A 25,906-nucleotide genomic window follows, 5' to 3' on the forward strand; every position below is an offset into this window, starting at 1 on the left:
GCTAAGGTTAGTTGCACTTAAAAGCAGCTAAATTGCAGTGTTTAAGACTTAAAAAACGCCAATACTGAAAATAGACAATGACCAGGGTTTCTTTTGCCTTTTTTTTCATTTGGTAAATTTCTTAATGTTTATAGCTAAAAGAGCCCAAGAGAGGTGTCATTCCAGTGCCCCTGTGATGTCATTCCAGTGCTTGACACTGGAATGGCTTTGTTGCATCGCACCTTATACTGGTAGTAATTTACGATAAATATCATGTAGCCATTTCAAATTTAGCCATACCAATTTCAGTAAATTGATTAAGCAAATAGCACTTAATCAGCAATTCTTTTTCGCGATTTACTTCGGATTTATTCCTAAAGCTGAATCCAAATATTTGCTTTAATCTTGAGAAAAACCCTTCAATATAAGATCTTTTCCCATAATTTACTTCTTTTTTCCATTCTTTCACGCCATCTTCACCGTATAACTTTATTAACCTAATAGCAGCATTTCTGTCAGACATATAATCTATTTCTGGATGTTCTGCCGCATTGTTTATTGGTGGAATTTTTGCCTTTATATCATATTCGTGACACAATTTGTAAAACTTGTGCCTATCATATGCCCTATCTGCATATAGTGCTTTTATGACATGCTGAAAATTAACTTCTTTAAGCAAATCGCAAGCTCCATAGTGATCAGAGTAGACACCGTTACTGTATTTTACAGCTATGGCTTTTTTGCTGTTTATATTCAACATTACATGCAATTTTCTTGTCTGTTCATAGCCACGATATTTTCTGTTAGCGCTATTTTCCTTGCTGTGACCAGGGGTATTGTTGTAAATGCTGATACCTGTACTATCTATAGCAATTTCGATGTCTTCCATATTATTTTTATCAATTCTGCAATCATTGATCTTAATATTAAGTTTCTTAAACCTTCTTGATGCTTGTGAATAGCTGATAACTGCTAAATCTCTTCCTATTTGTTGCATATATCCTTTTATAAACCCCACCGTTTGTCTTAAACCAATTCTAAAAAGATTGACAATTATATGCACCAAAATCACAACTTTATCACTGTAAATATAGTTGCCGCCTTGCATTTTTGGACTATTTTCATACCAATTTTCTATGGCTTCATTGATATAATGAAAAATATTTCCTCTTTCCTGGAGAAATTTGTTATATTCATTTTGGTTACTGACTTTCATTTTCTGTGGCATATTTTTTCTTCAACAGTTAAATGGTTATTTATAATGAATTTTGTCAGTAGCCACCAGATTTTTTCGATTGCTATGCAACAAAGCCATCCAGGTAGCTCTTTTTCCATTGGTCAGTAGCAAGGAACACTTTGTTTAGGTCTTGAGTGCGGATTAAGTATTCTTTGTCTTTAGGGTAAACCTCCTGCGCCCAAGCAAATAACTCAAAATAGCGTGCAAATAATTCAGATGCACGTGATTTTGCAGTTTGATAAGCCTGTATCTCCTTAAATATAATTTGGCCGATAATTTTCTGCACAAGAATATTTGCTTGCTTTAGGTTCTGCTCGACATCTTGATAAACTTTATGGAGAAATTCCTGTTCCAAGCTTAAGTTCAGTTCATTTTCAACCATATGTGAAAGTTCATGCACTATAATGTATGGGTTTGACTTCCTCAGTACAATAACATATTTATTTACACCGGAAGACCTGATTGTCTTACACACTCCCTCTTCCATATCCACTAATCCCTCTTGGTATATTTCAAATGAGAGCCTATTTTGCTTTATTAGTGATAAAGTGAGGTTTAATGTGTTTCTAAACTTTTCAAATTGATAGAGATATTCGACATACCGTATTGCATTTTCACTGCTTCCTACTTTAGTCGCTTGTTTTATTAAATTCCTGATTAGCATATCTATTATTTAAAGGAATTTTTTTTATACTCAAGAGCTATAAAGTGTTTTTAGGAAGCCTGATTGCAGACATAACTAATGAAGATCACATAACTGCATGAACATTTGTTTTTAACGAAACGAATGGTGTCATTCCAGCGCGTGACGCTGGAATCCAGAAATTCCTACTGTACGCTGGGTTGGTGAGCATAGAAAATAGCTAATCTTATGCTCAAATAAACGTTTTTGATGGGATTGCATGGAAGGCTGGATCCCAGTAGGCTTTGTTGCATAGCAACCGAAAAAATCTGGTGGCTACTGACAAAATTCATTATAAATAACCATTTAACTGTTGAAGAAAAAATATGCCACAGAAAATGAAAGTCAGTAACCAAAATGAATATAACAAATTTCTCCAGGAAAGAGGAAATATTTTTCATTATATCAATGAAGCCATAGAAAATTGGTATGAAAATAGTCCAAAAATGCAAGGCGGCAACTATATTTACAGTGATAAAGTTGTGATTTTGGTGCATATAATTGTCAATCTTTTTAGAATTGGTTTAAGACAAACGGTGGGGTTTATAAAAGGATATATGCAACAAATAGGAAGAGATTTAGCAGTTATCAGCTATTCACAAGCATCAAGAAGGTTTAAGAAACTTAATATTAAGATCAATGATTGCAGAATTGATAAAAATAATATGGAAGACATCGAAATTGCTATAGATAGTACAGGTATCAGCATTTACAACAATACCCCTGGTCACAGCAAGGAAAATAGCGCTAACAGAAAATATCGTGGCTATGAACAGACAAGAAAATTGCATGTAATGTTGAATATAAACAGCAAAAAAGCCATAGCTGTAAAATACAGTAACGGTGTCTACTCTGATCACTATGGAGCTTGCGATTTGCTTAAAGAAGTTAATTTTCAGCATGTCATAAAAGCACTATATGCAGATAGGGCATATGATAGGCACAAGTTTTACAAATTGTGTCACGAATATGATATAAAGGCAAAAATTCCACCAATAAACAATGCGGCAGAACATCCAGAAATAGATTATATGTCTGACAGAAATGCTGCTATTAGGTTAATAAAATTATACGGTGAAGATGGCGTGAAAGAATGGAAAAAAGAAGTAAATTATGGGAAAAGATCTTATATTGAAGGGTTTTTCTCAAGATTAAAGCAAATATTTGGATTCAGCTTTAGGAATAAATCCGAAGTAAATCGCGAAAAAGAATTGCTGATTAAGTGCTATTTGCTTAATCAATTTACTGAAATTGGTATGGCTAAATTTGAAATGGCTACATGATATTTATCGTAAATTACTACCAGTATAAGGTGCGATGCAACAAAGCCATCCCAGTACCGAAGCACTGGGATGACACCCTTTCCGGTGGCTAAGTGTTAAAGCCATGTTGTGCAGATTAGCTTAGTAGAGGAGCTTTCCCATTAGAGTCAGCAGCTTCAGACTTTGCGTCACTAAACTTACTTGCCACTTTATCAACAGCCCAAGTCAGTGGTGTAATAATAAGTGCTGCAGCCCAGATGACGGCTGAAATAATGTAAGACAAGACTAAACTTAAGAACTTAGCGCAGGTTTCACCATGTTGTTCTGCTTTGTTCTGCAAATTATTGGTATACCCTAAAAGAGATTTTGGACCATCTGTTCCCTTTAAATGTGAAATTAATTTTACTGGCAAATACGTTAAATATGCAACCCCTGTATAAAGTACAAGTAATAAATTTGCAAAGCCATGATAAAGTCCATTATGTTTCGTACCGCAGACTTTTTTCTCTCTTTTTCCCAAAGTTGTTGTTGAAGTATCGGCATCTTTATTTACCCCTACGAGCATATCCTTCACTGGTCCCACAACACTATCGATATGATGAACAGACTTATAGAAACAGTTTTGTGGAACTTGACTGTTATTTTTTTCTACAGCAGGAACAGTTCCGTGTTGAGCATATTGCTTAAAATTCTCATATGAATACTTAAGGTTTTCACATAAACTTGACATATTAGCCTCCTAAAAAAACTATATAATAAAAAATGTAATTATTATTAACATTACTGTACTAGTATAACTTATTTTAGAACAATTGCAATAATATGAATATTTTAACCAAATTATATGTTGCACAAAAGCATATATTGCTCTAACATCGCAGTAGGTTAGAAATTGAGGAGGTTGAATGAATTTTACTTTACCTGAATTACCATACGGTAAAACAGCTTTGGAGCCTTACATATCTGCAAAAACCTTAGATTTTCATTATGATAAGCACCATAAAGGATATTTAAATAAACTCAACGAGCTGGTTGAAAATACGGATTATCAACATGTGAAAATTGAGGAATTAATAACAAAAGTGCATGGTAATAGCGACAACTTGCCTATATTTAATAACGCAGCACAAGTTTGGAATCACACTTTTTATTGGAACTCAATGAAAAAAAATGGTGGTGGTAAGCCTAAAGATAGTAGTCTTTTAGCAAAAAAAATTCAGGACGATATCGGTGGCTTTGATAAATTTTATGAAGAATTCTCCAATTATGGAGTAAGCCAGTTTGGTAGTGGATGGGTGTGGTTAGTGCTTGAAAAAGGAAAGCTCAAAATCACCAAAACTCCAAATGCAGATTTGCCATTAACTTATGGTCAAGTGCCATTACTCACTATGGATGTGTGGGAGCACGCATACTATTTAGATTGTCAAAATCGTAGAATTGACTACATAAAAGTTTTCCTTGACCATTTGATTAATTGGGATTTTGCAGAAGAAAATTTAAAAAAGAATACATAAGATGAATACACCTCAGGTAACGAAATTAGATAATGGTCTGCGCATAATAACTGAGCAAGTGCGTGATGTTGACTCTGTAGCTTTAAGTATACGAGTTGGTGTTGGCAGTAGAGCGGAAAGTGCAAATCAAAATGGAATATCCCATTTTCTAGAACACATGGCTTTCAAAGGAACGAAGACAAGAACTGCGTTTGAAATTGCAAAAGCTTTTGACGACATAGGTGGGGTTTTCAACGCCAGCACTGGTAGGGAAAGCACCACCTATTATGCAAAAGTCCTCAAGAAAGACATAAAAACTGGTATTGATATATTAATAGATATATTGATGAATTCTACGTTTCCAGAAGATGAATTGGAACGTGAGAAGGGTGTTGTAATACAAGAGATTTTTCAAACTAATGATTCACCAAGTGACATTGTTTTCGATAAATATTTTGAGGCAGCTTATAAAGATCAACCATTTGGTAAGTCAATCTTAGGTACGCAAGATACGGTAAAGTCATTTACTAGGGAAAATCTAAATAACTACATAAACGAACATTACTTTGGCGAGAATATGCTATTTGCCGTTGCAGGAAATGTTGAACATGAAGAAGTTGTTGGATTAACCAAAGATTTTCTCTCAAAGATTCATTCTAAAAAGCTGAAAAAAAGCCAAAATGCGACGAGCTACACTGGTGGTGAGTATTTAGAACATCGTAAATTAGATCAGGTGCACTTGCTAATTGGTCTACCTAGCGTTTCTCGTTATGACGATAAATATCACACGTTTCAAGTGCTTGATTCTATATTAGGGAGCGGAATGTCATCACGTCTGTTCCAGGAAGTAAGGGAAAAGCAGGGATTAGCTTACTCTGTTTATTCATTTAATTCCAGCTACACTGATACAGGGATGTTTTCCATTTTTGCTGGTACAGACAGTAGTAACTTAGATAAGCTTTTAAAATCTATAATGACAGAGTTGAAGAAGTTGTCTACAGATGATCTGAAGGAAGAAGAAGTAAATAGAGTGAAAGAGCGAGTAAAATCCCAAATTTTAATGTCGCGCGAAGGTGTTAGCTCACGTGCTGAAACATTGGGACACTACTACGGTAACTATAATAGGTACATCAGTAAAAATGAATTAATAGAAAAAATTAGTGCAGTTACCACTGCTAACGTAAAAAAAGCAGCAGAAGAATTGTTATCTCAGCATGAAAAAACCACTCTAGCTGCAATTGGAGAAATTAAGTCACTGCCAAGTTACGATAAAGTGGTTTCTATGCTTAAAGCTTAGTGTATTCTGTTATATTGATTTGGCTGCTTTACAATAGATCTTCATAATTTATAGCTAAAGTGACTTAAGTTTACCGATAATTTGAAAAACAAAAATTCGTCATTCCGCTACTTGTTAGCGCCGCGGCGGTATGACGTAGGAAAACCTTTCTTGGGTTAGCTATAGCACAGTGATTAAAGAAGCGTAAAGTTGAAACAATGTGCTATGAACTACACATATAAGCAATTATATGTATTAAACAAGAGCCTGACATTAGTTTTAATTCTTCTGTCAGTTAACTCTTGTCTTTTATACATGAATCACTTACCTATTTCAGTCCTACCTGCATTTCTGCTTTGTATAACCTTTTCCATATGATTTTTAGGAGGTAATGGTGGTGTTCTGCTTGCAGGATTCAAGTTTGTATTTTTCTTTTGCCGATCAGCGTTCAATGCCTCTTCACGAGTCTGAAATATAGGCTCCCCATCATTATAGTTCGAGTTTATGTCTTTCTTTTGCGGAGGATAGTTCAATGCCTCTTTACGAGTCTGGAATATAGGCTCTCCATCATTATAGTTTGAGTTTATATTTTCCTTTTGCGAACCAGCGTTCAATAATTTCGATATCTCTCGCCCTAGCTGATCACCTTTATAATTATTGTTAAGATCTTTGATTTTCTCCTCACCCAATTCCATTATTCGAATTAGAGAGGTATCAATAAAATCCGTTTTTATTTTGTCAATATCTATCGATTTATTACCATAAATCGTAATTTCACTTTTACCTTTTTCACTATTCACATCATAGCCTTGCTCTTTAACTCCTGTTATTACTTCCTTCTTTAGTAATCTATGAATAGTATTTATTATTTTTTGACCACAATCTTGAAAAAAATCTCTGATTGTATCAAATGCCTTTGATAAGGAGATGGTTTCAGTATGTGCGTATTTTTTACCTAGTGGTGGCTCTTCAGCATTCTGGTGTATAGATTCTATTTGCTGAGGGTCAAGCATCATTGCATGACGTTTTGAGCGTGTTGGGTTTGCTTGTGTTTCAGATGACAACATGCCCTTAATATCTTGTTTTTTATTCTCACCATCAGCAACCATACCATCACTTGATTTCCTTTTTTTAGGAAGTAATTGTGGTGGCTCCTCATTATTCTGGGATACTGCATTTAAATTCTTAAGTTTAGGAGGTAATTGTGGTGACTCTTCTTTCCTAGGACTGATAAACTCTTGTACTCTTTCTAGATAACCAACATTTTTGTCCTCTTTAGGCACTCGCGCACCTTCAAATTTGATTTTTTGTATCTCTTCAATACTCAGCCCATTTTCTTTAAGCCATCCCCTTCTTTTACTCATTGATGCAACAAACTCATTAATCTTCTGAATATTTTTTACATCATCATCAACTAACATTACATTTTTTGGCAACTCACCATGTTTATCCTTGTACTCCACAATTGCCTTACAGATATGCAAATTCTTTCCAACTTTACTTTGTTGTTCTTTATCACCTTTTAACTCATTATCATAATTTTCTGGAAATCTACCAAATACAGAAATACTGTCTGCTTGTTCTTTAGATAAGCCCAAATGATTTTCTACAACCCTTTTACAGCATCCGGATATTTTGTATATGATGCAATATTAACTTCTATTCCACCTGAAAGTGCAGATTGTAATGTAGATTTCAACCTCTCTTCATTTTTCATTCCACCTGTATTTTTTAGAAAATCTTTTATATTGTGATCAGTCACTGCATTTTTCGCAGCAGAATTATAATCACTTTTTTCAATTCCGGAGTGTCTACCAGAGAAAACAGCATGCATGTGTCCATTAGTGATAGTGTTATCAAAATCAAATATTAATAGGGTATTATTTCCTTTAGCCATATCTTCACCTCTAATCCTTACAAATCATATGGGTAGAGACTAACATTAATAGATTAATTATTTATTATAACCTTTCTAATTAATAGTGTGATAAATAAAGTAAATATAACAAGAAGTAAAAATCAACAGCATAAAGAAAAGACTTAAAGAGAGGCCAAATCAAAGTGCAATGGTATTTCACTAATCCAATTATTTTTCTCTTGATCTAGCCTATCATCTAATATTGCCTGTCTTATTGATTCCATTAACTTATTCATGAAGAAAACGTTATGAATGGTAACGAGCGTGTAAGCCAGGAGCTCTTTAGCTTTCAGTAAATGGTGTATATAAGCTCTTGAATGTTTTCTGCAGGTAAAACATAAACAGTCACTTTCAATTGGGTTATTGTCCAGCTCAAATTGTTGATTCCGCAAATTAATATGCTCTTTGCACTTTGAAGAAATAGAATCTCTATTTTTTACTTTAATAAGCGCACCACCATGCCTTGCCAAACGAGTTGGATGCACACAATCAAACGTGTCAATTCCAAGACTTACTCCATGAAAGATGTCCACAATTCCACCAATACCAAGCAAATGAGTAGGCCTGTCTTTTTTTAGGTGGTCCATAGTGAAAGAAACTACATCGTACATCTGCTCTTTACTTTGACCAAGTGATCCACCTATTGCTTGACCAAAAAATGGCAAATCGTTGATAAAATCACAACTTTCTCTACGTAAATCTTGATACACTCCGCCTTGACTAATTCCATACAGTGCCTGCTTGCCATTATTGTTTTTTTCAAATTCATTTAAAGAACGTTCAGCCCATCTGTGACTCATGAGCATTGATTTTGCTGTGTATTCTTTGCTGACGTGGAATGGAGTGCATTCATCTAAAACTAGGATTAAATCTGCACCTAATTTCTGTTGAATTTGTATAGATTTTTCAGGAGTTAAGCAATAAGTTTTACCATTAATGTAAGAACGGAAAATTGCCCCATCCTCATTAATTTTGATCAAAGTTTTTTGTTTTTTTCTTATTCCTTTTATCTCTTCCGAAACTGATCCGTGGCCTAAGCTAAATATCTGATATCCACCTGAGTCAGTTAGCATTGGCCCATTCCATCCCATCATCTTGTGCAAACCACCAAGTTTTGCAACAGTATTCTCTCCTGGTTGAAGCATTAGGTGATAGGTGTTGGAAAGTATTATCTGAGTACCTGCTTCACTAATTCTTTCAATATCTGCAGCTTTAATTGCAGCTTTTGTTGCACAGAATATAAAAGCGGGGGTTTCTACGCTTCCATTTGGAGTTTTAATTGTTCCAACTCTTGCAGAACCTGATTGCTTGATTATCTTAAATGCAAACTCTTCTTTCATCTATTTGCCTGAAAGTTCTGTTATGATGTTTTCTACTTTCTCAGGAGTAAGATTTTCATAGAAGTCATTATTGATCTGCATAACAGGAGCATTAACGCATGCACCAAGACATTCAACCTCTTTTAAAGTGAACAAATTATCTTTAGTAGTCTCACCGATATTGATTCCAAGTTTCTCTTTAAAGGTATTTAAAACTTTTTCGCTACTGCATAACCAGCAAGGGGTTGTTCTACAAATTTGTATTAGATATTTACCTACTGGTTTTAAATTATACATGGTGTAGAAATTTGCCACTTCATATACACGAATATGTGGCATATGGAGCATATCAGCAACATAACGCATAGCAGATTCAGGAACCCATCCACATTGCTCTTGAACCAGATATAGTAAAGGCATAACAGCACTACCTTCTCTACCTTTGGGATACATCTCTATAAACTTTTCCGCTTTCTTAAGGTTTTCTGATGTAAAACTAAACTGCTTTTCTTTTTCTGTCATTCGTGAGACTCATGTGAATTTCAACAGATTATATCTGAAGGGCTAATAATTGCAATTGTTGGTTTTTTAAGAGATAGCGTTCTACAGTATCATGCTATCTATAGAGTGGTATTGCTTATCCACCCAGTTTGCGAATTCTTTACTGCTACTCATTTTTCATATTTCGCTCTGCGGATTATAAAGACGTTAATTTTTTAATTTTAGTTAAAATTTTCATTGACATTAACACACAGGGGTAATCATAATAGCATTTTATTAATATTTTAAATAAAATTATGTCTATATTAAGAAGATTACTCGGGATCAACTCAAATACACCGGAAGTTAAAGAAGCGATAGGTTTTAACCCAGCAAACGTAGGGTTAATTGAAGGAGATGGAATCGCTTATGGACTCAGCTATCAAGATAATGGTAATGGGAGCAGTAAAGTAAAATTACTTATTAGTCCATCATATCAATCAAAAACATACGAATGGGATACTGGTATCAGTGTAGCAAATGAATTCAAAGATCAATTATCTCTCACATTAATAGAAGATTCAGCTGAAATAGATAAAGTTGGAGTTATCTTTCCTGAAGAGGGAATTGGCGAAGAAGGAGAAAAATACGTTAAAGGTTTGTCTTTTAACACTTACGGAATCAAGCAATCAATCAACGTACCTTCAGTTGAACATTTAGATAAAAGGAAATTACAAAAGAATATTAATAATGATAATCCTGCAAATGAAGGCAATAGTTACTTTCAACCAAAAGCAGTGAAAGTTGGTAATGGTGATGTAATTGTAATCGCTCATAACTTAAAGGATCAAACTTTAGTTTCTTGGTATTTAAAATCAGATGGAAGTGGAAAATTTAAAGCATTAGCTGGAAAAAACCGTATCACAGAAAGAAAATTATTGGAATTTGGTAACCCAGGGCAACTGGCATTAGATGGAAACACGATGCTTTATTCGCAAGTGAGGAAAAACATTGTTGGGAATCAAGAAGTAAGAACAAATATTTTTAAGTTCGATATGGCTAAAGTGGTTGAGGATCTGAAGAATAGAAAGGGAATCGACGAATGTTTGCTTGGTAAGAAAAAATGTCAAATAGATACAGTGTCATCTATTACTTCTAATGCAGGTGAAATAAATTTTCTACAGTATGTGAAGCGAATCAAAGGCAATGATCTAGTTGCCTTTCTTGCAGAAGACCGGTTGTCTGATAAACAAACGTTACATTTAATAAGTCTTGTTAAGAATGGATCAAAATCGAACTTTACTGTTTGCGAATTTGCAGATTCTATAGAGCAATTGTACGTTAAAGACAATGGTCAAGACAGTTTTATTGTAACTGCAGTAAGTGGAGAAAACATCGCAATTTTCAATCATCAAAGATTTGAAAAACCTTCTAAGGTAACAATAATACCGGCAAGTAGCATCAAAACTCTCAGCGATTTTGTTAATATCATTAACGGTCGATTAACACCTGATATCATTTCTAGTAGTACCGTGGCTCCTATAACTGTTACAGAGACGGTTGTGACTTCTAAGAAAACGCCGACTGCTGCAATTACTAGCACAACAGAAACCGACACTGTAAAGACTACCAAATTAACAACAGAAGCATCAACTACCGTTGCACCTACTTCTACAATAAGTAAACCTTCAACAGAGTCAACAACTCAAACAAGTACAGTAACAGTGGAGCCAACAACAGAAGCCGTTGCACCTACTTCTACAATGAATAAACCTTCAGCGGAGTCAACGACTCAAACAAGTACAGTAACAGTGAAGCCAACAACAGTAGCAAAAACAACTACTACTTCACAAACGACCATGGTTGCTACAACGTCAACTAGTGCGCCGATAGTAACTTCGGAAACTGGGACAAGTACTGTAAAACCTACAGCAGCGACTGTTGCGTCGACTTCTACAGCAAGCAGTACTACGATGAGTAAGCCTTTAACAGAGTTAACAACTAAAATAAGCACGGCATCTACGTCATCAGAGCCAACAACAGTAGCTGAAACTATTGCCACCTCACAAGTGACTGTGATTACTACAATGCCAACTAATGCGCCAACAACAAACTCAGAGAGAACTACACAAACAGTGTCTACTATGCCGAGTACTAGAACAAGGGAGTTGACAACTCCTATGTTCACTACAACTTTATTTTCTCAAACTACTTCTTCACCACAGCCTACTCAACTTGCTATAGGGTCTAATAGGGCAGGAATGATAGGGGGATCTTTGGTTGGAGCAATAGGTATTGTTGGAATTATAGGATTTATAGCATATAGATATGTTAAGGGTCGTAATGCTGCTCCTGTGTTAGAACTAACTGATTTGGGTTATAGAAGGCGATCATCTTCAAGTAGCGATGAAGAAATTTTTACCACTGGTGACAGAATGCGAACTATGGATCGATCTGAAACAGTGCTAGACAGTATATCAGTAGAAAATAGTAGTCGATCAAGAAGTAGCTCATCGTCTTCAGCAAGCTCTTGACTGACTGAAGCGGAGTCTAAGAGTGAAAGAAGCTTATCTTGGGATAGCGATGATGTGCCGGAATATCACCTTTAGCTATTTGTCTGAATGTTTTTAATATGTAAACTGTTAGGAAATTGTCTTTTGCTTTTGTGATTTTCATGTTAAAGTATAATTCCTGGGTGAAATAAGTAGCTGCTGTTATGTGATAAACATAGCAGAGGAAAGTCCGGGCTCCAAGGAAAAATAGTGACGGGTAATGCCCGCCGGAGGTAACTCCAGTTATAGGGCTACAGAAAATTACCGCCTAAAATATTCTTAGGTAAGGGTGAAAAGGTGTGGTAAGAGCACACCATGGCAATGGTAACATTGGTAGTCGAGTAACCAACACTAGGAGCAAGATTAAATAGAAGTAGATTTTATGTTTTCCTCATATCTACTCGGGTAAATCGCATGAGGTAAATGGTAACATTTACTCCAGATAAATAGCTACATAAACAGAACTTGGCTTATATTTCACCTAGGCGTCACATGATACGTGCGATATAAGCCATGCTATATTTAAATGTGTAGGCATTTCATGCGTTGTCCTTCACTTGTTCTGCTTGATAGCCATCACTACTTTCGCCTACATTAACATTAGAATATTCTTCATCATCAATATACTCTTTCAGAACATACCCTCTGCCCCAAACGGTTTCTATGTGGCTTTTTCCATCATTTGCACTTTCAAGTTTCTTACGTAATTTGCACATAAAAACATCAACTATCTTGTTATCTGAAGGTTCATCCAAGCCATTGTAAAGATGATTTAAGAACATTTCTTTTGTTAGTACTGTTCCTTTACGCAGTGCTAGCAATTCTATCATAGAATACTCTTTATTAGTAAGGTGAACCGTTTTACCTTTCACCTCAACAATCCTGTGATCAAAATTGATATTTATATTACCAATCTTTATCACCGATTCAGGATGGCCTTTAGTACGACGCACTATGGCCTTAATTCGAGCTAATAACTCGCTTTTATGAAATGGCTTGGTTAAGTAATCATCGGCACCATACCCGAGTCCTTTAGCTTTGTGATTGACAGCGGATATACATGAAAGTATTAAGACAGGAACTTTGATTTTTGCACTTCTTAGTCTTAACAATATATCATATCCGTCAATATCACCAGGCAAGTGTATATCTAAAATAACTAGGTCATAGTAATCTCCGTTTGAGGAAACCATGTTATTGTTATAATCTTGTGCAGAAGTAACAACATCACAGAAGTGTCCATCAGAAGTTAAGGCGTTAACCACAGTCTTTGCACTTACTTGATCATCTTCAATTAATAATATACGCATATTTTACACCCCATAAATAATTTATAATTTTAGTAATATATATAACTAAGGAAAGTAATAAATCAAATTTTTATTAACAAATGATTAAAATTACACTTATTAATTAATAGTAAATATATTGTTCCAAAGTTATATAAATAGATCTAAAATATAATAGACATACCATGATAGTAATAGTATTTTTAGTAAATATTGAATTAAAGTTACTATTATTAAAAGAATACTTCGGTTAATAAATATTTAACTATTCTATATGCCTGTGTTATATTTTTAATTTACTTATCCTACTATTTTAAAGTATAAGTAATACTTTCAGGAATATTGTGTGGCAATATCAATTTTAGGTGCTGGTGCATGGGGTACAGCAATCGCAATTTCATTAGGTAGTAAGAAAGATGTGATTTTGTGGACTCGCAATGAAACTACATTTGAATCAATCAACGGGAAAAGAGAAAGTGACAAGCTACCCGGTTGTCGAATTTCTGATAATGTGTCAGTAAAACTGGCTATTGAAGACACAATTAATGCTTCAGTAACAATCCTCGCTGTTCCCACTCAGTCTCTGAGGGAGGTATGTCAGCAATTGCATAATTGTAATCTGAAAAAAGATGTAGCAATAATTTTAGCTTGTAAGGGAATAGAAAAGTCTACATTAAAATTACCTAGTGAAATAGTAAATGAAGTTTTACCTAACAATCCTATTGCTATTTTTTCAGGCCCTAGTTTTGCTATAGAAGTTGCAAAAAAATTGCCCTATTCAATGGTTCTTGCGTGCCGAAATAACATATTGGGTTCAAAGCTAATATCAGAACTACAGCAAGAAAATGTTAAATTACGCCTTAGTAGTGATGTTATAGGGATACAGGTTTGTGCAGCGTTAAAGAACGTTTTTGCTATAGCGTGTGGGATTGTTCTAGGTAGTAAACTTGGGTTTAATGCTCATGCAGCATTGATTACGAAAAATATGAGCGAAATTAAGGCTTTATACTCAGCAAAAGTTGGTAACGGTAATGTGGATATAAATACACTACTTGGGCCGGCATGTCTGGGTGATCTAATTATGACATGCACATCCTTGAATTCAAGAAACCTATCTTTTGGGTTTAAAATAGGTAATAGTGACAATGGCTTTAATGTTCAGCAGATTTTGTCAGAAGACAAGTCAGTGATTGAAGGTTTTAGCACTGCTGAGCCCATATTTAATTTAGCAGGAAAGCTAAAGATAAAAATGCCTATATGTGAAGCGGTCTATAGATTATTGTATGAAAGCGCCTCTATAGAGGATACTATTTCTGTTCTTGTAAATTAGTTTTGTACTTTGGTGTATTGTGAAATTTTTATATAAATTGATATCAACATGGTGGCTGTCTGGCACAGTAAAAAAAATGCCAGGTACCGTAGGCAGCTTAGCTTCTTATCCAATTGTTCCTGTAATACTGAGTGACAGAATTTTAGGTGCAGCAATTATTTTTTTTTTATTTTTGATTGGACTATGGTCTATAGGCAATTATATAAAACACTACGAGACTTCATGTGATCCAAAAGAGGTAGTAATTGACGAAGTAGTTGGTCAATTGCTGACAATACTTTTAGTTTCGATATTGTTAAGCCAAGAGATGAATTGCTCTTCATTGTTGTTGTGCTTTTTTTCTTTTAGGTTTTTTGATATAATAAAAACGTGGCCTATAAATTTGATCGATAAAAATACCAAAGGTCCTTTAGGTGTTATGCTAGATGACATTATAGCTGCAATTTTAGCCTGTGTTCTTATAGGAGCCTTTTATTGTTTATTGTTGATGTATGCAGGATAAAAAAATTTATTATTCAAGCTTAATTGTTCAAAATCTAAAGGATTATATACTGTACACAGCGAATTTATCTGAGTGGGAAGTACACGATGAATTTGATAACGTTACATTTACAATAAATGGTACCAGGGAGTCATTATTTAATTTTGTGTTCTGTGGAGATCAATGTACCGAGCTTTCTATACAAAAAACTCTAGATTATCTCAGAACAAGAGATATAGAAGCAACATGGGTAATAAATTCACATATGAAAGTAAGAGATATTTTAGAAAAGTGTGAAATAAAACACGTTAGCACACCAAAAAAAGCTTTACTTAATATGAAAAATTACTTTTTACCTGCTGATGTTATTCCAAACTTGAGGTTAAATGCTGTAAATGGTAGCGACCTCTTAGAACAGTTAGATTTACACACTTCTAAAATTTTTTATCATGGCGTTGGAATTGTCAGCACATTTTTTCGCGGATTATCAAATTATGATGATAAAAACTCAAGATTAAGATTTTTTCTTGTAACACTAAATAGTGAAATTATTGGGACATGCGGTCTTTATGTTCAAGACAGCGTAGCTGGTTTTTATAGTGATGGAGTTTTACCAATTTACAGGAATCGTGGAATAGGTACCCAAATGGTTTTAGAAAGAATAAAGATAGCTAAGCAGCTTGAATGCAAATATATAGTAGCACATTGTATGAAATCTTCTGTGAACCTTTATAAGAGATTGGGCTTTCAAATGTTAGGCAATCTTTACTTATATACCTCTTCAGCATAATTCTGAGCGGTTACAAATTTTTACATTTGTTTTAAAAGTGCTATGTTTTTTTTGTATGAAGTGGTTTTAATATTGATTCTAATATTATTCTTTCTCTCTTATTCTAAATTAAAAATTAGTAATAAGATTAAGAACTTACAGCATCAAAATGTTATCATAAATAATTTAATTGATACTGTGAATGATGGGTTTTATATTTGGGATGCAAAAAAGCGTATAGAAAAGTTCTCTCCCAACTTACTAATTTTGCTTAATACTGTTTTTTACTCGTTTAATGAGTTTGTGAATTTTTTTGAGCAATCAGAAAGCTTAATTAAAAATTTTGTTGAGGCAAAGGAAATAAATAAATCTTTTACTCTAGATTTAAAGTCAAAGGACAGTGAGGTTTATTGCATATGTTACGGCAGAAGCATAATAGATGATTCTACCAATGTGATAGGTGTGCTGTTATGGATAAGGAATGTCTCAGACTATAAGATAAAAGCTAACGGACTTGAGTTAGAAAATAGTAAGCTTACACAAGAAGTGGAGAGCTATAAAAATGTTTTCAACTCTTTACCATTTCCAATACTAAAATATAACAAGAATAGAAAGGTGGAATTTTATAATTTGTTTTATGATAAGTATGTAGATGGTTCTAAGAAATTTGCTATTACCAGTAGCGCTCATAGCACAAAACCAGGAAGGCATGTCGTAACTTACAAGAACGAACCTAAGGTTTTCGATTTTGTTAAAATTCCAATACAAGGTTCTGGTAGCATAGTAATGTATGGGAAAGATGTTAGTGATGCAGAGAAATTATATACTGAATTAAACAGTTATTTAGCTACACAGAAAAATTTGCTTGAGAGGTTGTCGGTTGCTATAGTAATATATAGTAAGAATCAAAAGCTAAAATTTTATAATAATGCTTTCATAAAAACCTTTCAATTTGACCCAAAATTTTTGGCATCTTACCCAACTTATCATGAAGTTATGCTTTACCTCTTCGAATCTAAAAAGCTTTTAGAAAAAGAGGATTTTCAAACTATTAGTAACCAAAGACATGAGTTATTCAAAAAATTATTTGAATCGTATGATGATACGATGCATTTCACGAATGGAAAAGCGTTCAGGGTATTAACAATACCCTACACTTCGGAAGGTTTGCTGTTCTCTTACGAAGAATGCAAAAGATAATACTTAAACTCCTTCTCTCTCTACCATGAGCTGTTTTACTTTCGCTATTGCTCTTGCTGGATTAAGTCCTTTAGGACAAGTTTTTGTGCAATTCATTATTGTATGACAACGATACAACTTGAATGGGTCGTTTAAAACATCAAGTCTTTCACCTGTCTTATTATCACGGCTGTCAGCAATCCATCTGTAGGCTTGTAATAGTATTGCTGGTCCTAAAAATTTATCACTATTCCACCAGTAGCTTGGGCAACCAGTCGAACAGCAAGCACATAATATACAGTCGGACAAGCCATCTAATTTTTTTCTATCTTCAGAAGATTGAGAGTATTCTTTATTTGGTAGGGCAGGCTTATCTGCTTGTAACCAAGGTTTAATTGATTTGTATTGCTCATAAAATTGGCTCAAGTCTGAGACTAGGTCCTTTATCACATACATGTGAGGTAATGGATATATTTTTACGTCACCTTTTATATCGTGTATAGATCTAGTACATGCAAGAGTATTGGTTCCGTCAATATTCATGGCACAAGATCCACATATGCCTTCTCTACAAGAACGTCTGAAAGTTAAAGTCGAATCTATTTCATCCTTTATTTTTATTAATGCGTCAAGTACCATAGGGCCACAACTATCCATATCAATAAAAAATATGTCTATTCTAGGGTTTTTCTCGTCATCAGCAGACCAACGGTAAATTTGAAATCTTCTGATGTTTTTTGCTCTAGCAGGAATAGGATAAATTTTGCCCTTTTGATTAATTTTAGAATTCTTTGGCAAAGAAAACTGAACCATATCACTTACCTTTTATTGTTTATAGCTAAAACCCTTTGTAGATAACATATTTTATTATCATCTACTATATTTTTATTAAATTCCTTTTAAATCGTGCACATATTGTAGTCAAGCGAAGCTAAAATCTCTCTTTCTAGATTTTTCATTATAATTTCTTCATCTTTTTTTTGGTGATCATAACCAAGTAAATGCAGTAATCCATGCACTAACATGTGTGTAATGTGAGCAAGAGTGGGTATACAATACTCATGCGATTCTCTTTTTATTGTGTCTATTGAAATTGCTATGTCTCCTAAATCGCACTCATTAGACAATTGTTCATACGGAAATGATAGTACGTTAGTTGGTTTATCCATTTCTCTAAATTTTAAATTAAGTTGATGTAGCAAGTCATCATCAGCCAGAGCTATTGATATATTTGGTTTATAGTGGTCTATTTTTAATTCTTTTAGAGAAGTATTGATGACACCTAATACAAAATCTTTAGGATTTTCTATGATGCTGCACCATTTCTTGTCAAGAATATTTACTTCTAACATTCACTCATTCTTATTATTTCATTCCATTCAATTTCCGAAACTGGAGAAACTGATAAACGTGGTTGTTTTAATATAGCCATATTTTTCAAAAGTGGGTTTTGTTTTATATTATTTAACGTTACTTGGTTATTTAAAGGGTTCAAAAACTTTACATTCACTAATCCGAACTTGGGATCATTAACATGATAATACTCTTTAAATACTTCAACGATTCCAAGTATTGCTTTCTCTTTACCTGTATGATAAAAAAACGCAAGATCGCTTACTTTCATAATTTTCATGTAATTTTGAGCTTGATAATTGTGCACACCATCCCACTCAACTACCTGCTCCTTTTCCATTTTTTGCCATGAATATTCACTTGGCTCTGACTTGAGTAGCCAAAGTTGCATTATTTTTTTCTTCTTAAGTAAGCTGGTATATCATAGATATTGCTGCCCCACTTAGCTCCTTCGCTTACCTGTTCAGTTAGTTTTGTTTCCAGTGTTTTGTCTTGCGTACTTTCACTGTGACTATAGGGCCACTTAAATTTCTCTTTCTCTGAGTCTTCGCTCTGACTTATAGGTGAAGTTTCTGATTTATTATTGCGACCATCAATGCCAGTTGCAAGAACAGAAACTCTAACTCTTCCCTCCATCGCTTGATCAAAAGTAGCACCAAATATTATATTTGCATTTTCATCTACTTCTTCACGCACTCTATTGGCTGCAGCATCAACTTCAAACAGAGTCATATCTCCGCCACCAGTAATGTTAATTAATATTCCTTGCGCACCTTTCATTGATACATTATCAAGTAATGGATTGGATATTGCAGCTTCCGCAGCACTAATTGCTCTATCTTCTCCTTCTGCCTCTCCGGTGCCGATCATCGCTTTGCCCATCTCGCTCATTATTGTTTCTATATCAGCGAAGTCAAGATTAATAAGCCCTGGCATGACCATCAAGTCAGTTACTCCTCTGATGCCAATGTGCAGAACATTATCAGCAAGTTTAAATGCATCAGAAAATGTAGTTTTTTCATTTGCAATTCTAAATAAATTCTGATTTGGAATGACAATAAGTGTATCCACGTATTGTTGCAATTCTTCAAGTCCAAACTCTGCAGTGCGCATACGGCGCACACCTTCAAAACCGAACGGTTTAGTTACAACTCCAACAGTCAATATCTTTTTTTCTTTTGGCGCTCTATCCTTAACTGCGGCTCTTGCTTCTCTGGCTGCTTTTGCAATTACCGGTGCTGCACCGGTTCCAGTACCACCGCCCATTCCTGCTGTGATGAAAAGCATATGACTATCTTTTATATGCTCCATAATCTCATCAATTGATTCTTCTGCTGCACCTTTGCCAACATCAGGCAAAGCACCAGCACCAAGACCCTTGGTTAAGTTAATACCCAGTTGAATTTTTTTATCACACAAAGACTTTTCTAGTGCTTGAGCATCGGTATTTGCGACAACAAAATTCACTCCTTGCAAATTGGATTGGATCATGTTATTCACAGCATTTCCACCAGCACCACCCACTCCCACAACGGTAATCCTTGGGTGTAATATAGGTAACTCTGGTAAACTAAGGTCAATTGACATTTAAATTACTCAAATATTAGCGAATTCACTTGATAATAAGTTACCGCTTTTTTAATAATATGCAAATACTTTTCACTTCTATAGGCGTAAACAGTAAACGGGATTTACTTATTCTTAATATTTATACTAATAAGTGCTATTTTATAATTACTAGATTTTTGGATGATATTACTTCAAAAAAATAGAAAGTGTTTATAAAAAGGGACAGAAACCTATCCCTTTTTGTTTTGTTGAAGTTATTATGCAGTTTTTCCTTCTCCTTTCCATGCTTCAACCACAACATCTTTTAATTTTGAGGCAACTTGATATGTTCCATAAAGAACAGCAACTGCAGCAATTGCCATTATGGCACCTGCAACTATCTGATCAGCAACACATGTTCCGATAAATCCAGGTAATGAAGCAGCTATTGCTTGATTTGTCCCAACAAAGTAGCTGGCAGTCTTAGCAAGAAACCCAGAAGCTTCTGCTGCACTAACAAAGCCTGCTTTCATATGCATTGCTGTAAAGACAACACTTGCAACTGCAAGCGAAAATAATGCTGTTCTTAACTTATTATCCTTAATATACTGACCAAGCCCACCAGCAGCACCTGTAACTCCCCAGTGTTCCTTATCAGGTTGTTTATATCCCTCTGAAATAGCGTGAAAAACACTATGTTCTTGTTCGTAATTATATTCTGTTAATGCCATAACTCTACTCCTTAAATAGAATGTTAAAATTTCATTAAGAGCAGTATATAATGAAACAAATTGTCTGTCAAGTAAACTAATTTTTTAATATACCCTTATTCTGTAATTCAACGCTTCAGCAATGTGTGCTCTTTTTACTTTTTCAGTTTTTGCAAGATCTGCAATGGTTCTTGCAACTTTTAATACGCGTGTGTAGCCTCGATTGGAAATGTAATTTTCTTTCAGTACGTATTTTAGCAATTCTAACCCTGCCTGATCTGGTTCAGTAAATTTATTAAATGCTTCACCGCTTACTTCTGCGTTACAACGAACATTCAATTTACTATAACGCTCAGTTTGAATTTTTCTCGCTGCTATCACTCTTTCTCTCATGATCTTAGTACTTTCTCCCTCCACAGAGATTTCAGGAGAGAGTATGCTAACGTTTGGCATTTCAATGCATATGTCTATTCTATCAAGCAATGGTCCTGATATTTTGTTTTTGTAATCTGTGCCACACTTTGGAGCTTTGTTGCACGATCTGCTTGCATCACCTAAATAACCGCACCTGCAAGGGTTCATTGCAGCTATCAGTTGAAAATTGGCTGGATAAGTAATGTGAGCATTTGCCCTTGCAACGGTAACTTTTCTATCTTCAAGTGGTTGGCGCAGAGAATCAAGCACAAGTCTTGGAAATTCTGGCAACTCATCAAGGAATAACACGCCATTATGAGCCATGGTAATTTCTCCGGGTTTTGCATTCTTTCCTCCCCCTATCATTGCTGGCATAGAGCATGAATGATGAGGCTCACGAAAGGGACGCGCTACTTTGAATATTTCATTACCAGTTTTTGTTATGCTGGAAATAATATTAACATCAATCATCTCCTGTTCGGTCAAATCAGGCAGCAATCCTATAAAGCGCTTAGCAAGCATTGACTTTCCAGTACCAGGAGGGCCAACAAGAAGCATATTGTGTCCACCTGCTGCTGCAATTTCAGCTGCTCTTTTTGCAACAACTTGGCCTTTGATATCCTTCATATCGGGAATCAATCTTTTTTCTTTGGGTGCATCACTATAATTAAAAATTACTAGCTGAATTAATTGTTTACCCTTAAAGTGTCTGATAATATCAGTTAATTTCTCTATAGCTAGAATTGAAACATTCTTTACCCATAAAGCCTCTACTCCATTTCCCCTTGGGCAAATTACTCCTTTATTTGTCTGTTTTGCATTGATTACTGTTGGCAGCACACCTGAAACTGGAATAACTCTGCCATCAAGGGCAAGCTCACCCATAATGATATAAGACTGAACTTTTTCAACTGGTATCACATTCATTACAACAAGTAGTCCAATAGCAATAGCCAAGTTATAATGACTGCCTTCTTTCAGCAAATCCGCAGGGGAGAGATTAACTGTAATTCTTTTTGGAGGTAGTAGTAGATTGATTGAATTTAACGCTGCTCTGATGCGCTCTTTGGATTCTGCAACAGTTTTATCCGGTAATCCAACAATATTAAAAGCTGGAATACCATTTGCCATATGAATTTGTGCATTGACATTTACTGTGCTAATTCCCTGAAGCGCAACGGTATTTATATTTGCAATCATAATATATTATATAAAATTGTTAATATAATATATTAAAGAAGTGATGAAGTAAAGGCTACAGCAATTAAAGATGGCTTAACTTAGCAAAAAAGTGCATAGTATCCTATCGCTTTGCTGATTACAAAATGTTTATAAGGATAATAACTTTTCTTTTGCTATACTCAAGCGCGGTTTTCTGTGGTGATTGTAATTTTAATTTACCATACTGTGGGCTTAGTTGTAATCTGGATCTATCATATAGAAATTTAAGTAATATAAAAAAATTGTTGAATAACGACGATAAGTTTGTTGTGCTTACGTTTGATGATGGACCGTCTAACAATAGAGTAAACGATATTATTAATGTTCTGGAAAGCTATGAAGCAAAAGCAACATTTTTTGTGCTTGGTGAACGTATAAATGAAAAAACGTCTGAAATAGTAAAGAAAATTCATGAATCAGGTCATGAGTTAGGCAATCACTCTTGGTCGCATAGGAAGTTGACATCACTTTCAAGTGAGGAACAATTGCAAGAATTGGAAAAGACAAATACAGCAATTAAAAATGTAATAAAACAAGATGTAAAATGGTTTCGTCCGCCATATGGATGTCATGACGATAATCTAATTGAAAATACTGATCAATTAAATATGTATTCAATATTATGGACAGTTGATTCGCTAGATTGGCAAGGTGATAAACCAGAAGCTTTAGTTGAAAGAGTTTTAAGTAATGTACATAATGGAGCAGTTATACTGTTTCATGATCACAATAACAGATCAAACACAATTGAAGCTTTACCTCATATTATTAAAATACTAAAAAAATCAGGTTACAAATTTGTTACCTTAAGTGAGTGGGAAAAAAGGGTTTGTAATACGGTAAAAGCCAGAAGTGTAACAATAAAAGAGGGGGGAAAAGTGCGTTTTGAAGGAATGTTATGTGGACAAAAAACAAAGTCTTTAACCGCAGAGCATTCATATTAGGCGGTATTCAGCTTACCATTTCCGCTGTTTTTAGCTATAGGTTATATAATTTACAAGTACGAAACAGACAAAAATACGAAACGCTGTCTAATAACAATAGGGTACGAATCACCACTATTATGCCTCAGCGAGGCAAAATTTTAGATAGGAATAGCATTGAACTTGCGATAAACAAAATTTCGTATGTTGTTTTGTTTGATGGTTCTGGTAAGGAAGTTGATTTGCAAACATTATCAGAAGTCGAGTCTAAAATAGCAAAATCGTCAGAAACAAAAGTAACTGCTCTTTATAAACGTTATTACCCGTTTGGTTCAATATGTTCTCATGTAATTGGATATACAAAAAGACAGCAAGGTATAAACGAAGTAGGAATCAGCGGTATTGAATATACATATGATCATATATTGAAAGGCAAGCCAGGAAAATCTGAGCAGGAAATAAATTCTAAAAAACGCGTCATAAAAGAATTATCAAGCATACCACAACAAGACGGACAAGATGTACAACTGACAATTGATATTAATCTGCAAGAGAAAATCGCAGAGGTATTTAAAGATCACCAGGGCTCCGCAGTGGTAATTAATGTAAATAATGGAGAAATTTTAGCATTATATAATTCACCTTCTTACGATAATAATCTTTTTGCTAGCAGATTATCAAATGAGACTTGGGAAAGCTTGAATACTCCTTCATTACCACTTGTGAATCGTGCATTGTCGTATAAAATTCCACCTGGTTCAATATTTAAAGTAATAGTTGCGCTTGCGGGTTTAAAAGACGGGATAATCACACCAGAAGAGAAATTCTCGTGTAAGGGCTATATGAAAATAGGTGAGCGGAAATTTCGTTGCCTGAAAAGCAAAGTCCATGGATATGTATCTTTAAATGAGGCAATGGCATTATCATGCAACACTTACTTTTATAACATAGGAAAAAAAATAAGTGTAGACTCTCTAGTAGAAATGGCCAGAAAATTTGGTATTGGAAGTGGGCCAATGATTGGAACGTTTAAAGAAGAAGCTCCAGGATTGTTGCCCGATAGAGATTGGCGCGCACGAAAGCTATATTCGCAGTGGTATTTAGGTGACACTATCAACCTAGTTATAGGACAAGGGTATATACTTACAACACCACTGCAGCTTGCAGTTCTTTCGGCAAGGCTTGCAACAGGAAAAGAGGTAATTCCCCGCATTGAGATGAGTAAACCCATACAAGATTTTTCCGATATTGATGTGAATCGTGAGCATCTTAGCATAGTTCGAAAAGCTATGTTTGACGTGGTGAATTCTAAAACTGGAACCTATAAAAAAGGGCTAAGCGGTATACAAATTGCCGGCAAAACCGGTACACCAGAAATAAACTCTAAGGGCGAAAGTCATAAGTTATTTATCGCTTATGGCCCTTACCATAACCCGCGCTACGCAATCTCTGTATTTATAGAACACGGCAAAGCCCCACGCCAAGATGTTGCTATAGCTAATGAGATATTTCAGTATATGCTTGAAACTATGAGTATTAGACTTCCTGCATAACCATATAACAAACTTTTATTGGGAATAGAAACGAAAAAACTTACTTGACACCCTTTGCCAGCCCCCTTATCATGAAACTGAAGGTATTCAGTTATCTTCATCTGTGCAGATTAAACAGCAAGAAAACAACGTAGTTGGCGTCTTATTTTTAATTTTTTGCACTATGTGCACCTTATGTCTTCACAACATTTCTAGGTTTTTACCTATATAAGCTGAAACGCGCTTATAAGTCGTTTAAGACAGTATAGTACGCCAATTTGAAGGATTAGAGAGTGAACACTAATTACCACGGGGTTTCTTTTGCCTTTTTTTCTGCTTAGTAAATTTCTTAAACATTTTAGCTAAGGTTAGTTGCATTTAAAAGCAGCTAAATTGCAGTATTTAAGACTTAAAAAACGCCAATACTGAAAATAGACAATGACCAGGGTTTCTTTTGCCTTTTTTTTTGTTTGGTAAATTTCTTAAACATTTATGGCTAAACGACAACCGTCATCCCGCTGCTTGTTAGCGGGATCTCTTGTTAGCGGCTGAGATACCGCGAATGAATCGCGGTATGACGGTTAAGTAGGGTGTCATTCCAGTCTGGGCACTGGGATGACAAAAAAGAGGCTACTTGGATGACACCCTGACAATCGTCATCCCGCTACGTGTTAGCGGAATCTATGCTAAGAGATACCGCAAATAAATCGCGGTATGACGATTCGTGGCGGGATGACGGTTCGCGGTGGCATGACGTAGGACTGCTGTCATTCCAGTCTGGAATCCAGCTTTTGATCGAAAATGTTGTATAGTGCACAATCAATTTTTCTGGATTCCAATGTCTGGGCACTGCCGTCTTGGATAGAAACCAGTGTCAGCTACTTGAATGACGAGAAAGGAGCTACTTGGATGACAAGAAAGTGGGCACTGTGACCTTACCCAGAAAAAGTAGAGAGAAA

26 protein-coding genes, 1 other RNA gene and 1 pseudogene are annotated in these 25,906 nt (G+C 35.0%); 13 read left to right on the forward strand and 15 right to left on the reverse strand.

From position 1 onward, the window contains the following. Positions 1-250: 250 nt before the first annotated feature. The 3 genes and pseudogenes from OPR48_RS01715 to OPR48_RS01725 form a co-directional block, all read right to left on the reverse strand. A complete protein-coding gene (locus OPR48_RS01715) occupies positions 251-1,207 on the reverse strand; it encodes an IS5 family transposase (protein ID WP_265025723.1) in 957 nt (318 codons plus the stop codon). Continuing rightward, complete coding sequence (locus OPR48_RS01720) at positions 1,192-1,314, reverse strand: hypothetical protein (RefSeq protein ID WP_265026311.1); 123 nt, start codon at positions 1,312-1,314, stop codon at positions 1,192-1,194. Before OPR48_RS01720 ends, OPR48_RS01715 begins: the two co-directional genes overlap by 16 nt. Next, positions 1,293-1,880, reverse strand: a pseudogene (locus OPR48_RS01725) (WD_0702 family putative metalloprotease); the annotation flags it as partial. The gene OPR48_RS01720 and the pseudogene OPR48_RS01725, both read right to left, overlap by 22 nt. 228 nt (positions 1,881-2,108) lie before the next feature. Here OPR48_RS01725 and OPR48_RS01730 point away from each other — a divergent pair. Both OPR48_RS01730 and OPR48_RS01735 read left to right on the forward strand, forming a co-directional pair. After that, on the forward strand, positions 2,109-2,240 hold the full coding sequence (locus OPR48_RS01730) for a hypothetical protein (protein WP_265026313.1): 132 nt from the start codon (positions 2,109-2,111) through the stop codon (positions 2,238-2,240). Continuing rightward, entirely contained in the window at positions 2,225-3,181 is a 957-nt protein-coding gene (locus OPR48_RS01735) for an IS5 family transposase (RefSeq protein ID WP_265025723.1), read from the forward strand. Before OPR48_RS01730 ends, OPR48_RS01735 begins: the two co-directional genes overlap by 16 nt. Positions 3,182-3,296: 115 nt before the next feature. Here OPR48_RS01735 and OPR48_RS01740 read toward each other — a convergent pair whose 3' ends face one another. Beyond that, the gene (locus tag OPR48_RS01740; protein WP_265026314.1) at positions 3,297-3,890 is read right to left on the reverse strand and encodes a hypothetical protein; all 594 of its coding nucleotides are present in this window, start codon (positions 3,888-3,890) and stop codon (positions 3,297-3,299) included. A gap of 175 nt (positions 3,891-4,065) precedes the next feature. On the opposite strand from OPR48_RS01740, the gene OPR48_RS01745 reads away from it, so the two are divergent. Both OPR48_RS01745 and OPR48_RS01750 read left to right on the forward strand, forming a co-directional pair. Continuing rightward, a complete protein-coding gene (locus OPR48_RS01745) occupies positions 4,066-4,674 on the forward strand; it encodes a superoxide dismutase (protein ID WP_265026315.1) in 609 nt (202 codons plus the stop codon). Position 4,675: 1 nt separating this feature from the next. Continuing rightward, positions 4,676-5,950 (forward strand): M16 family metallopeptidase, encoded by a 1,275-nt coding sequence (locus OPR48_RS01750; protein ID WP_265026316.1) that lies wholly within the window; start codon positions 4,676-4,678, stop codon positions 5,948-5,950. Between the two features lie 299 nt (positions 5,951-6,249). Here OPR48_RS01750 and OPR48_RS01755 read toward each other — a convergent pair whose 3' ends face one another. From OPR48_RS01755 to nuoE, 4 genes are all read right to left on the reverse strand, one after another. Then, positions 6,250-7,527, reverse strand: a complete 1,278-nt coding sequence (locus OPR48_RS01755) for a hypothetical protein (protein ID WP_265026317.1) — start codon at positions 7,525-7,527, stop codon at positions 6,250-6,252. Between the two features lie 8 nt (positions 7,528-7,535). Next, positions 7,536-7,826, reverse strand: coding sequence for a hypothetical protein (locus OPR48_RS01760; protein ID WP_265026318.1), 291 nt, complete (start codon positions 7,824-7,826; stop codon positions 7,536-7,538). A gap of 143 nt (positions 7,827-7,969) precedes the next feature. After that, positions 7,970-9,187: a tRNA guanosine(34) transglycosylase Tgt gene (gene tgt, locus OPR48_RS01765; RefSeq protein ID WP_265026319.1), complete on the reverse strand. Its 1,218-nt coding sequence runs from the start codon at positions 9,185-9,187 to the stop codon at positions 7,970-7,972. Continuing rightward, entirely contained in the window at positions 9,188-9,688 is a 501-nt protein-coding gene (gene nuoE, locus OPR48_RS01770; protein WP_265026320.1) for an NADH-quinone oxidoreductase subunit NuoE, read from the reverse strand. It abuts the gene before it with no gap. A gap of 275 nt (positions 9,689-9,963) precedes the next feature. Between nuoE and OPR48_RS01775 the strand changes: the two genes are divergently transcribed. Together OPR48_RS01775 and rnpB are read left to right on the forward strand one after the other, a co-directional pair. Then, complete coding sequence (locus OPR48_RS01775) at positions 9,964-12,180, forward strand: hypothetical protein (RefSeq protein ID WP_265026321.1); 2,217 nt, start codon at positions 9,964-9,966, stop codon at positions 12,178-12,180. Positions 12,181-12,338: 158 nt separating this feature from the next. Continuing rightward, positions 12,339-12,686, forward strand: an RNA gene (gene rnpB / locus OPR48_RS01780) — RNase P RNA component class A. A 51-nt stretch (positions 12,687-12,737) separates the two neighbouring features. Here the strand turns inward: rnpB and OPR48_RS01785 are convergent. Next, positions 12,738-13,508 (reverse strand): response regulator transcription factor, encoded by a 771-nt coding sequence (locus OPR48_RS01785; RefSeq protein ID WP_096616586.1) that lies wholly within the window; start codon positions 13,506-13,508, stop codon positions 12,738-12,740. Between the two features lie 325 nt (positions 13,509-13,833). Here OPR48_RS01785 and OPR48_RS01790 point away from each other — a divergent pair, with 325 nt between their 5' ends. Genes OPR48_RS01790 through OPR48_RS01805 form a run of 4 tightly spaced genes read left to right on the forward strand, consistent with a single transcriptional unit; the run spans position 13,834 to position 17,267 of the window. Then, positions 13,834-14,817 carry an NAD(P)H-dependent glycerol-3-phosphate dehydrogenase gene (locus tag OPR48_RS01790; protein WP_265026322.1) on the forward strand — a complete coding sequence of 328 codons (984 nt, stop codon included), beginning with the start codon at positions 13,834-13,836 and terminating at the stop codon, positions 14,815-14,817. A 19-nt stretch (positions 14,818-14,836) separates the two neighbouring features. Next, complete coding sequence (locus tag OPR48_RS01795; RefSeq protein ID WP_265026323.1) at positions 14,837-15,319, forward strand: phosphatidylglycerophosphatase A family protein; 483 nt, start codon at positions 14,837-14,839, stop codon at positions 15,317-15,319. Next, complete coding sequence (locus tag OPR48_RS01800) at positions 15,309-16,088, forward strand: GNAT family N-acetyltransferase (RefSeq protein WP_265026324.1); 780 nt, start codon at positions 15,309-15,311, stop codon at positions 16,086-16,088. The genes OPR48_RS01795 and OPR48_RS01800 overlap by 11 nt, the downstream gene beginning before the upstream one ends. A gap of 42 nt (positions 16,089-16,130) precedes the next feature. Further along, a complete protein-coding gene (locus OPR48_RS01805; RefSeq protein ID WP_265026325.1) occupies positions 16,131-17,267 on the forward strand; it encodes a hypothetical protein in 1,137 nt (378 codons plus the stop codon). 3 nt (positions 17,268-17,270) lie between these two features. Here the strand turns inward: OPR48_RS01805 and OPR48_RS01810 are convergent, their stop codons facing one another. The 6 genes from OPR48_RS01810 to OPR48_RS01835 all read right to left on the reverse strand — a co-directional run bounded on the left by OPR48_RS01810 (position 17,271) and on the right by OPR48_RS01835 (position 22,471). Continuing rightward, positions 17,271-18,059: a succinate dehydrogenase iron-sulfur subunit gene (locus OPR48_RS01810; protein WP_265026326.1), complete on the reverse strand. Its 789-nt coding sequence runs from the start codon at positions 18,057-18,059 to the stop codon at positions 17,271-17,273. A gap of 86 nt (positions 18,060-18,145) precedes the next feature. Next, the gene (ybeY, locus tag OPR48_RS01815; protein ID WP_265026327.1) at positions 18,146-18,598 is read right to left on the reverse strand and encodes an rRNA maturation RNase YbeY; all 453 of its coding nucleotides are present in this window, start codon (positions 18,596-18,598) and stop codon (positions 18,146-18,148) included. After that, positions 18,592-18,990: an EVE domain-containing protein gene (locus tag OPR48_RS01820; RefSeq protein ID WP_265026328.1), complete on the reverse strand. Its 399-nt coding sequence runs from the start codon at positions 18,988-18,990 to the stop codon at positions 18,592-18,594. Before OPR48_RS01820 ends, ybeY begins: the two co-directional genes overlap by 7 nt. Then, positions 18,990-20,186 carry a cell division protein FtsZ gene (gene ftsZ / locus OPR48_RS01825; RefSeq protein WP_265026329.1) on the reverse strand — a complete coding sequence of 399 codons (1,197 nt, stop codon included), beginning with the start codon at positions 20,184-20,186 and terminating at the stop codon, positions 18,990-18,992. The genes OPR48_RS01820 and ftsZ overlap by 1 nt, the downstream gene beginning before the upstream one ends. A gap of 239 nt (positions 20,187-20,425) precedes the next feature. Beyond that, entirely contained in the window at positions 20,426-20,878 is a 453-nt protein-coding gene (locus OPR48_RS01830) for a hypothetical protein (protein ID WP_265026330.1), read from the reverse strand. Between the two features lie 84 nt (positions 20,879-20,962). Continuing rightward, positions 20,963-22,471, reverse strand: coding sequence for a YifB family Mg chelatase-like AAA ATPase (locus tag OPR48_RS01835; RefSeq protein WP_265026331.1), 1,509 nt, complete (start codon positions 22,469-22,471; stop codon positions 20,963-20,965). A 125-nt stretch (positions 22,472-22,596) separates the two neighbouring features. Between OPR48_RS01835 and OPR48_RS01840 the strand changes: the two genes are divergently transcribed. The 3 genes from OPR48_RS01840 (at position 22,597) to OPR48_RS01850 (ending at position 25,880) form a co-directional block, all read left to right on the forward strand. Next, positions 22,597-23,436 carry a polysaccharide deacetylase family protein gene (locus tag OPR48_RS01840; RefSeq protein ID WP_320109925.1) on the forward strand — a complete coding sequence of 280 codons (840 nt, stop codon included), beginning with the start codon at positions 22,597-22,599 and terminating at the stop codon, positions 23,434-23,436. Next, positions 23,391-24,968 carry a penicillin-binding transpeptidase domain-containing protein gene (locus tag OPR48_RS01845; protein ID WP_320109926.1) on the forward strand — a complete coding sequence of 526 codons (1,578 nt, stop codon included), beginning with the start codon at positions 23,391-23,393 and terminating at the stop codon, positions 24,966-24,968. Before OPR48_RS01840 ends, OPR48_RS01845 begins: the two co-directional genes overlap by 46 nt. A 780-nt stretch (positions 24,969-25,748) precedes the next feature. After that, entirely contained in the window at positions 25,749-25,880 is a 132-nt protein-coding gene (locus tag OPR48_RS01850) for a hypothetical protein (protein ID WP_265026334.1), read from the forward strand. Positions 25,881-25,906: the final 26 nt, after the last annotated feature.

This window comes from Wolbachia endosymbiont (group A) of Bibio marci (assembly GCF_947251645.1).
Lineage (GTDB): Bacteria > Pseudomonadota > Alphaproteobacteria > Rickettsiales > Anaplasmataceae > Wolbachia.

What these genes read in the sequence shown, in the direction of transcription:
- OPR48_RS01735 (WP_265025723.1), top strand. Translation starts at nt 2,225, where the DNA reads ATGCCACAGAAAATGAAAGTCAGTAACCAAAATGAATATAACAAATTT.
- OPR48_RS01835 (WP_265026331.1), bottom strand. Translation starts at nt 22,471, where the DNA reads ATGATTGCAAATATAAATACCGTTGCGCTTCAGGGAATTAGCACAGTA.
- OPR48_RS01730 (WP_265026313.1), top strand. Translation starts at nt 2,109, where the DNA reads ATGGGATTGCATGGAAGGCTGGATCCCAGTAGGCTTTGTTGCATAGCA.
- OPR48_RS01760 (WP_265026318.1), bottom strand. Translation starts at nt 7,826, where the DNA reads ATGGCTAAAGGAAATAATACCCTATTAATATTTGATTTTGATAACACT.
- OPR48_RS01810 (WP_265026326.1), bottom strand. Translation starts at nt 18,059, where the DNA reads ATGGTTCAGTTTTCTTTGCCAAAGAATTCTAAAATTAATCAAAAGGGC.
- OPR48_RS01845 (WP_320109926.1), top strand. Translation starts at nt 23,391, where the DNA reads ATGTGGACAAAAAACAAAGTCTTTAACCGCAGAGCATTCATATTAGGC.
- ybeY (WP_265026327.1), bottom strand. Translation starts at nt 18,598, where the DNA reads ATGTTAGAAGTAAATATTCTTGACAAGAAATGGTGCAGCATCATAGAA.
- OPR48_RS01740 (WP_265026314.1), bottom strand. Translation starts at nt 3,890, where the DNA reads ATGTCAAGTTTATGTGAAAACCTTAAGTATTCATATGAGAATTTTAAG.
- OPR48_RS01850 (WP_265026334.1), top strand. Translation starts at nt 25,749, where the DNA reads ATGTTGTATAGTGCACAATCAATTTTTCTGGATTCCAATGTCTGGGCA.
- OPR48_RS01805 (WP_265026325.1), top strand. Translation starts at nt 16,131, where the DNA reads ATGTTTTTTTTGTATGAAGTGGTTTTAATATTGATTCTAATATTATTC.
- OPR48_RS01840 (WP_320109925.1), top strand. Translation starts at nt 22,597, where the DNA reads ATGTTTATAAGGATAATAACTTTTCTTTTGCTATACTCAAGCGCGGTT.
- OPR48_RS01830 (WP_265026330.1), bottom strand. Translation starts at nt 20,878, where the DNA reads ATGGCATTAACAGAATATAATTACGAACAAGAACATAGTGTTTTTCAC.
- OPR48_RS01820 (WP_265026328.1), bottom strand. Translation starts at nt 18,990, where the DNA reads ATGCAACTTTGGCTACTCAAGTCAGAGCCAAGTGAATATTCATGGCAA.
- ftsZ (WP_265026329.1), bottom strand. Translation starts at nt 20,186, where the DNA reads ATGTCAATTGACCTTAGTTTACCAGAGTTACCTATATTACACCCAAGG.
- OPR48_RS01750 (WP_265026316.1), top strand. Translation starts at nt 4,676, where the DNA reads ATGAATACACCTCAGGTAACGAAATTAGATAATGGTCTGCGCATAATA.
- OPR48_RS01715 (WP_265025723.1), bottom strand. Translation starts at nt 1,207, where the DNA reads ATGCCACAGAAAATGAAAGTCAGTAACCAAAATGAATATAACAAATTT.
- OPR48_RS01785 (WP_096616586.1), bottom strand. Translation starts at nt 13,508, where the DNA reads ATGCGTATATTATTAATTGAAGATGATCAAGTAAGTGCAAAGACTGTG.
- OPR48_RS01800 (WP_265026324.1), top strand. Translation starts at nt 15,309, where the DNA reads ATGCAGGATAAAAAAATTTATTATTCAAGCTTAATTGTTCAAAATCTA.
- nuoE (WP_265026320.1), bottom strand. Translation starts at nt 9,688, where the DNA reads ATGACAGAAAAAGAAAAGCAGTTTAGTTTTACATCAGAAAACCTTAAG.
- tgt (WP_265026319.1), bottom strand. Translation starts at nt 9,187, where the DNA reads ATGAAAGAAGAGTTTGCATTTAAGATAATCAAGCAATCAGGTTCTGCA.
- OPR48_RS01720 (WP_265026311.1), bottom strand. Translation starts at nt 1,314, where the DNA reads ATGGAAAAAGAGCTACCTGGATGGCTTTGTTGCATAGCAATCGAAAAA.
- OPR48_RS01745 (WP_265026315.1), top strand. Translation starts at nt 4,066, where the DNA reads ATGAATTTTACTTTACCTGAATTACCATACGGTAAAACAGCTTTGGAG.
- OPR48_RS01775 (WP_265026321.1), top strand. Translation starts at nt 9,964, where the DNA reads ATGTCTATATTAAGAAGATTACTCGGGATCAACTCAAATACACCGGAA.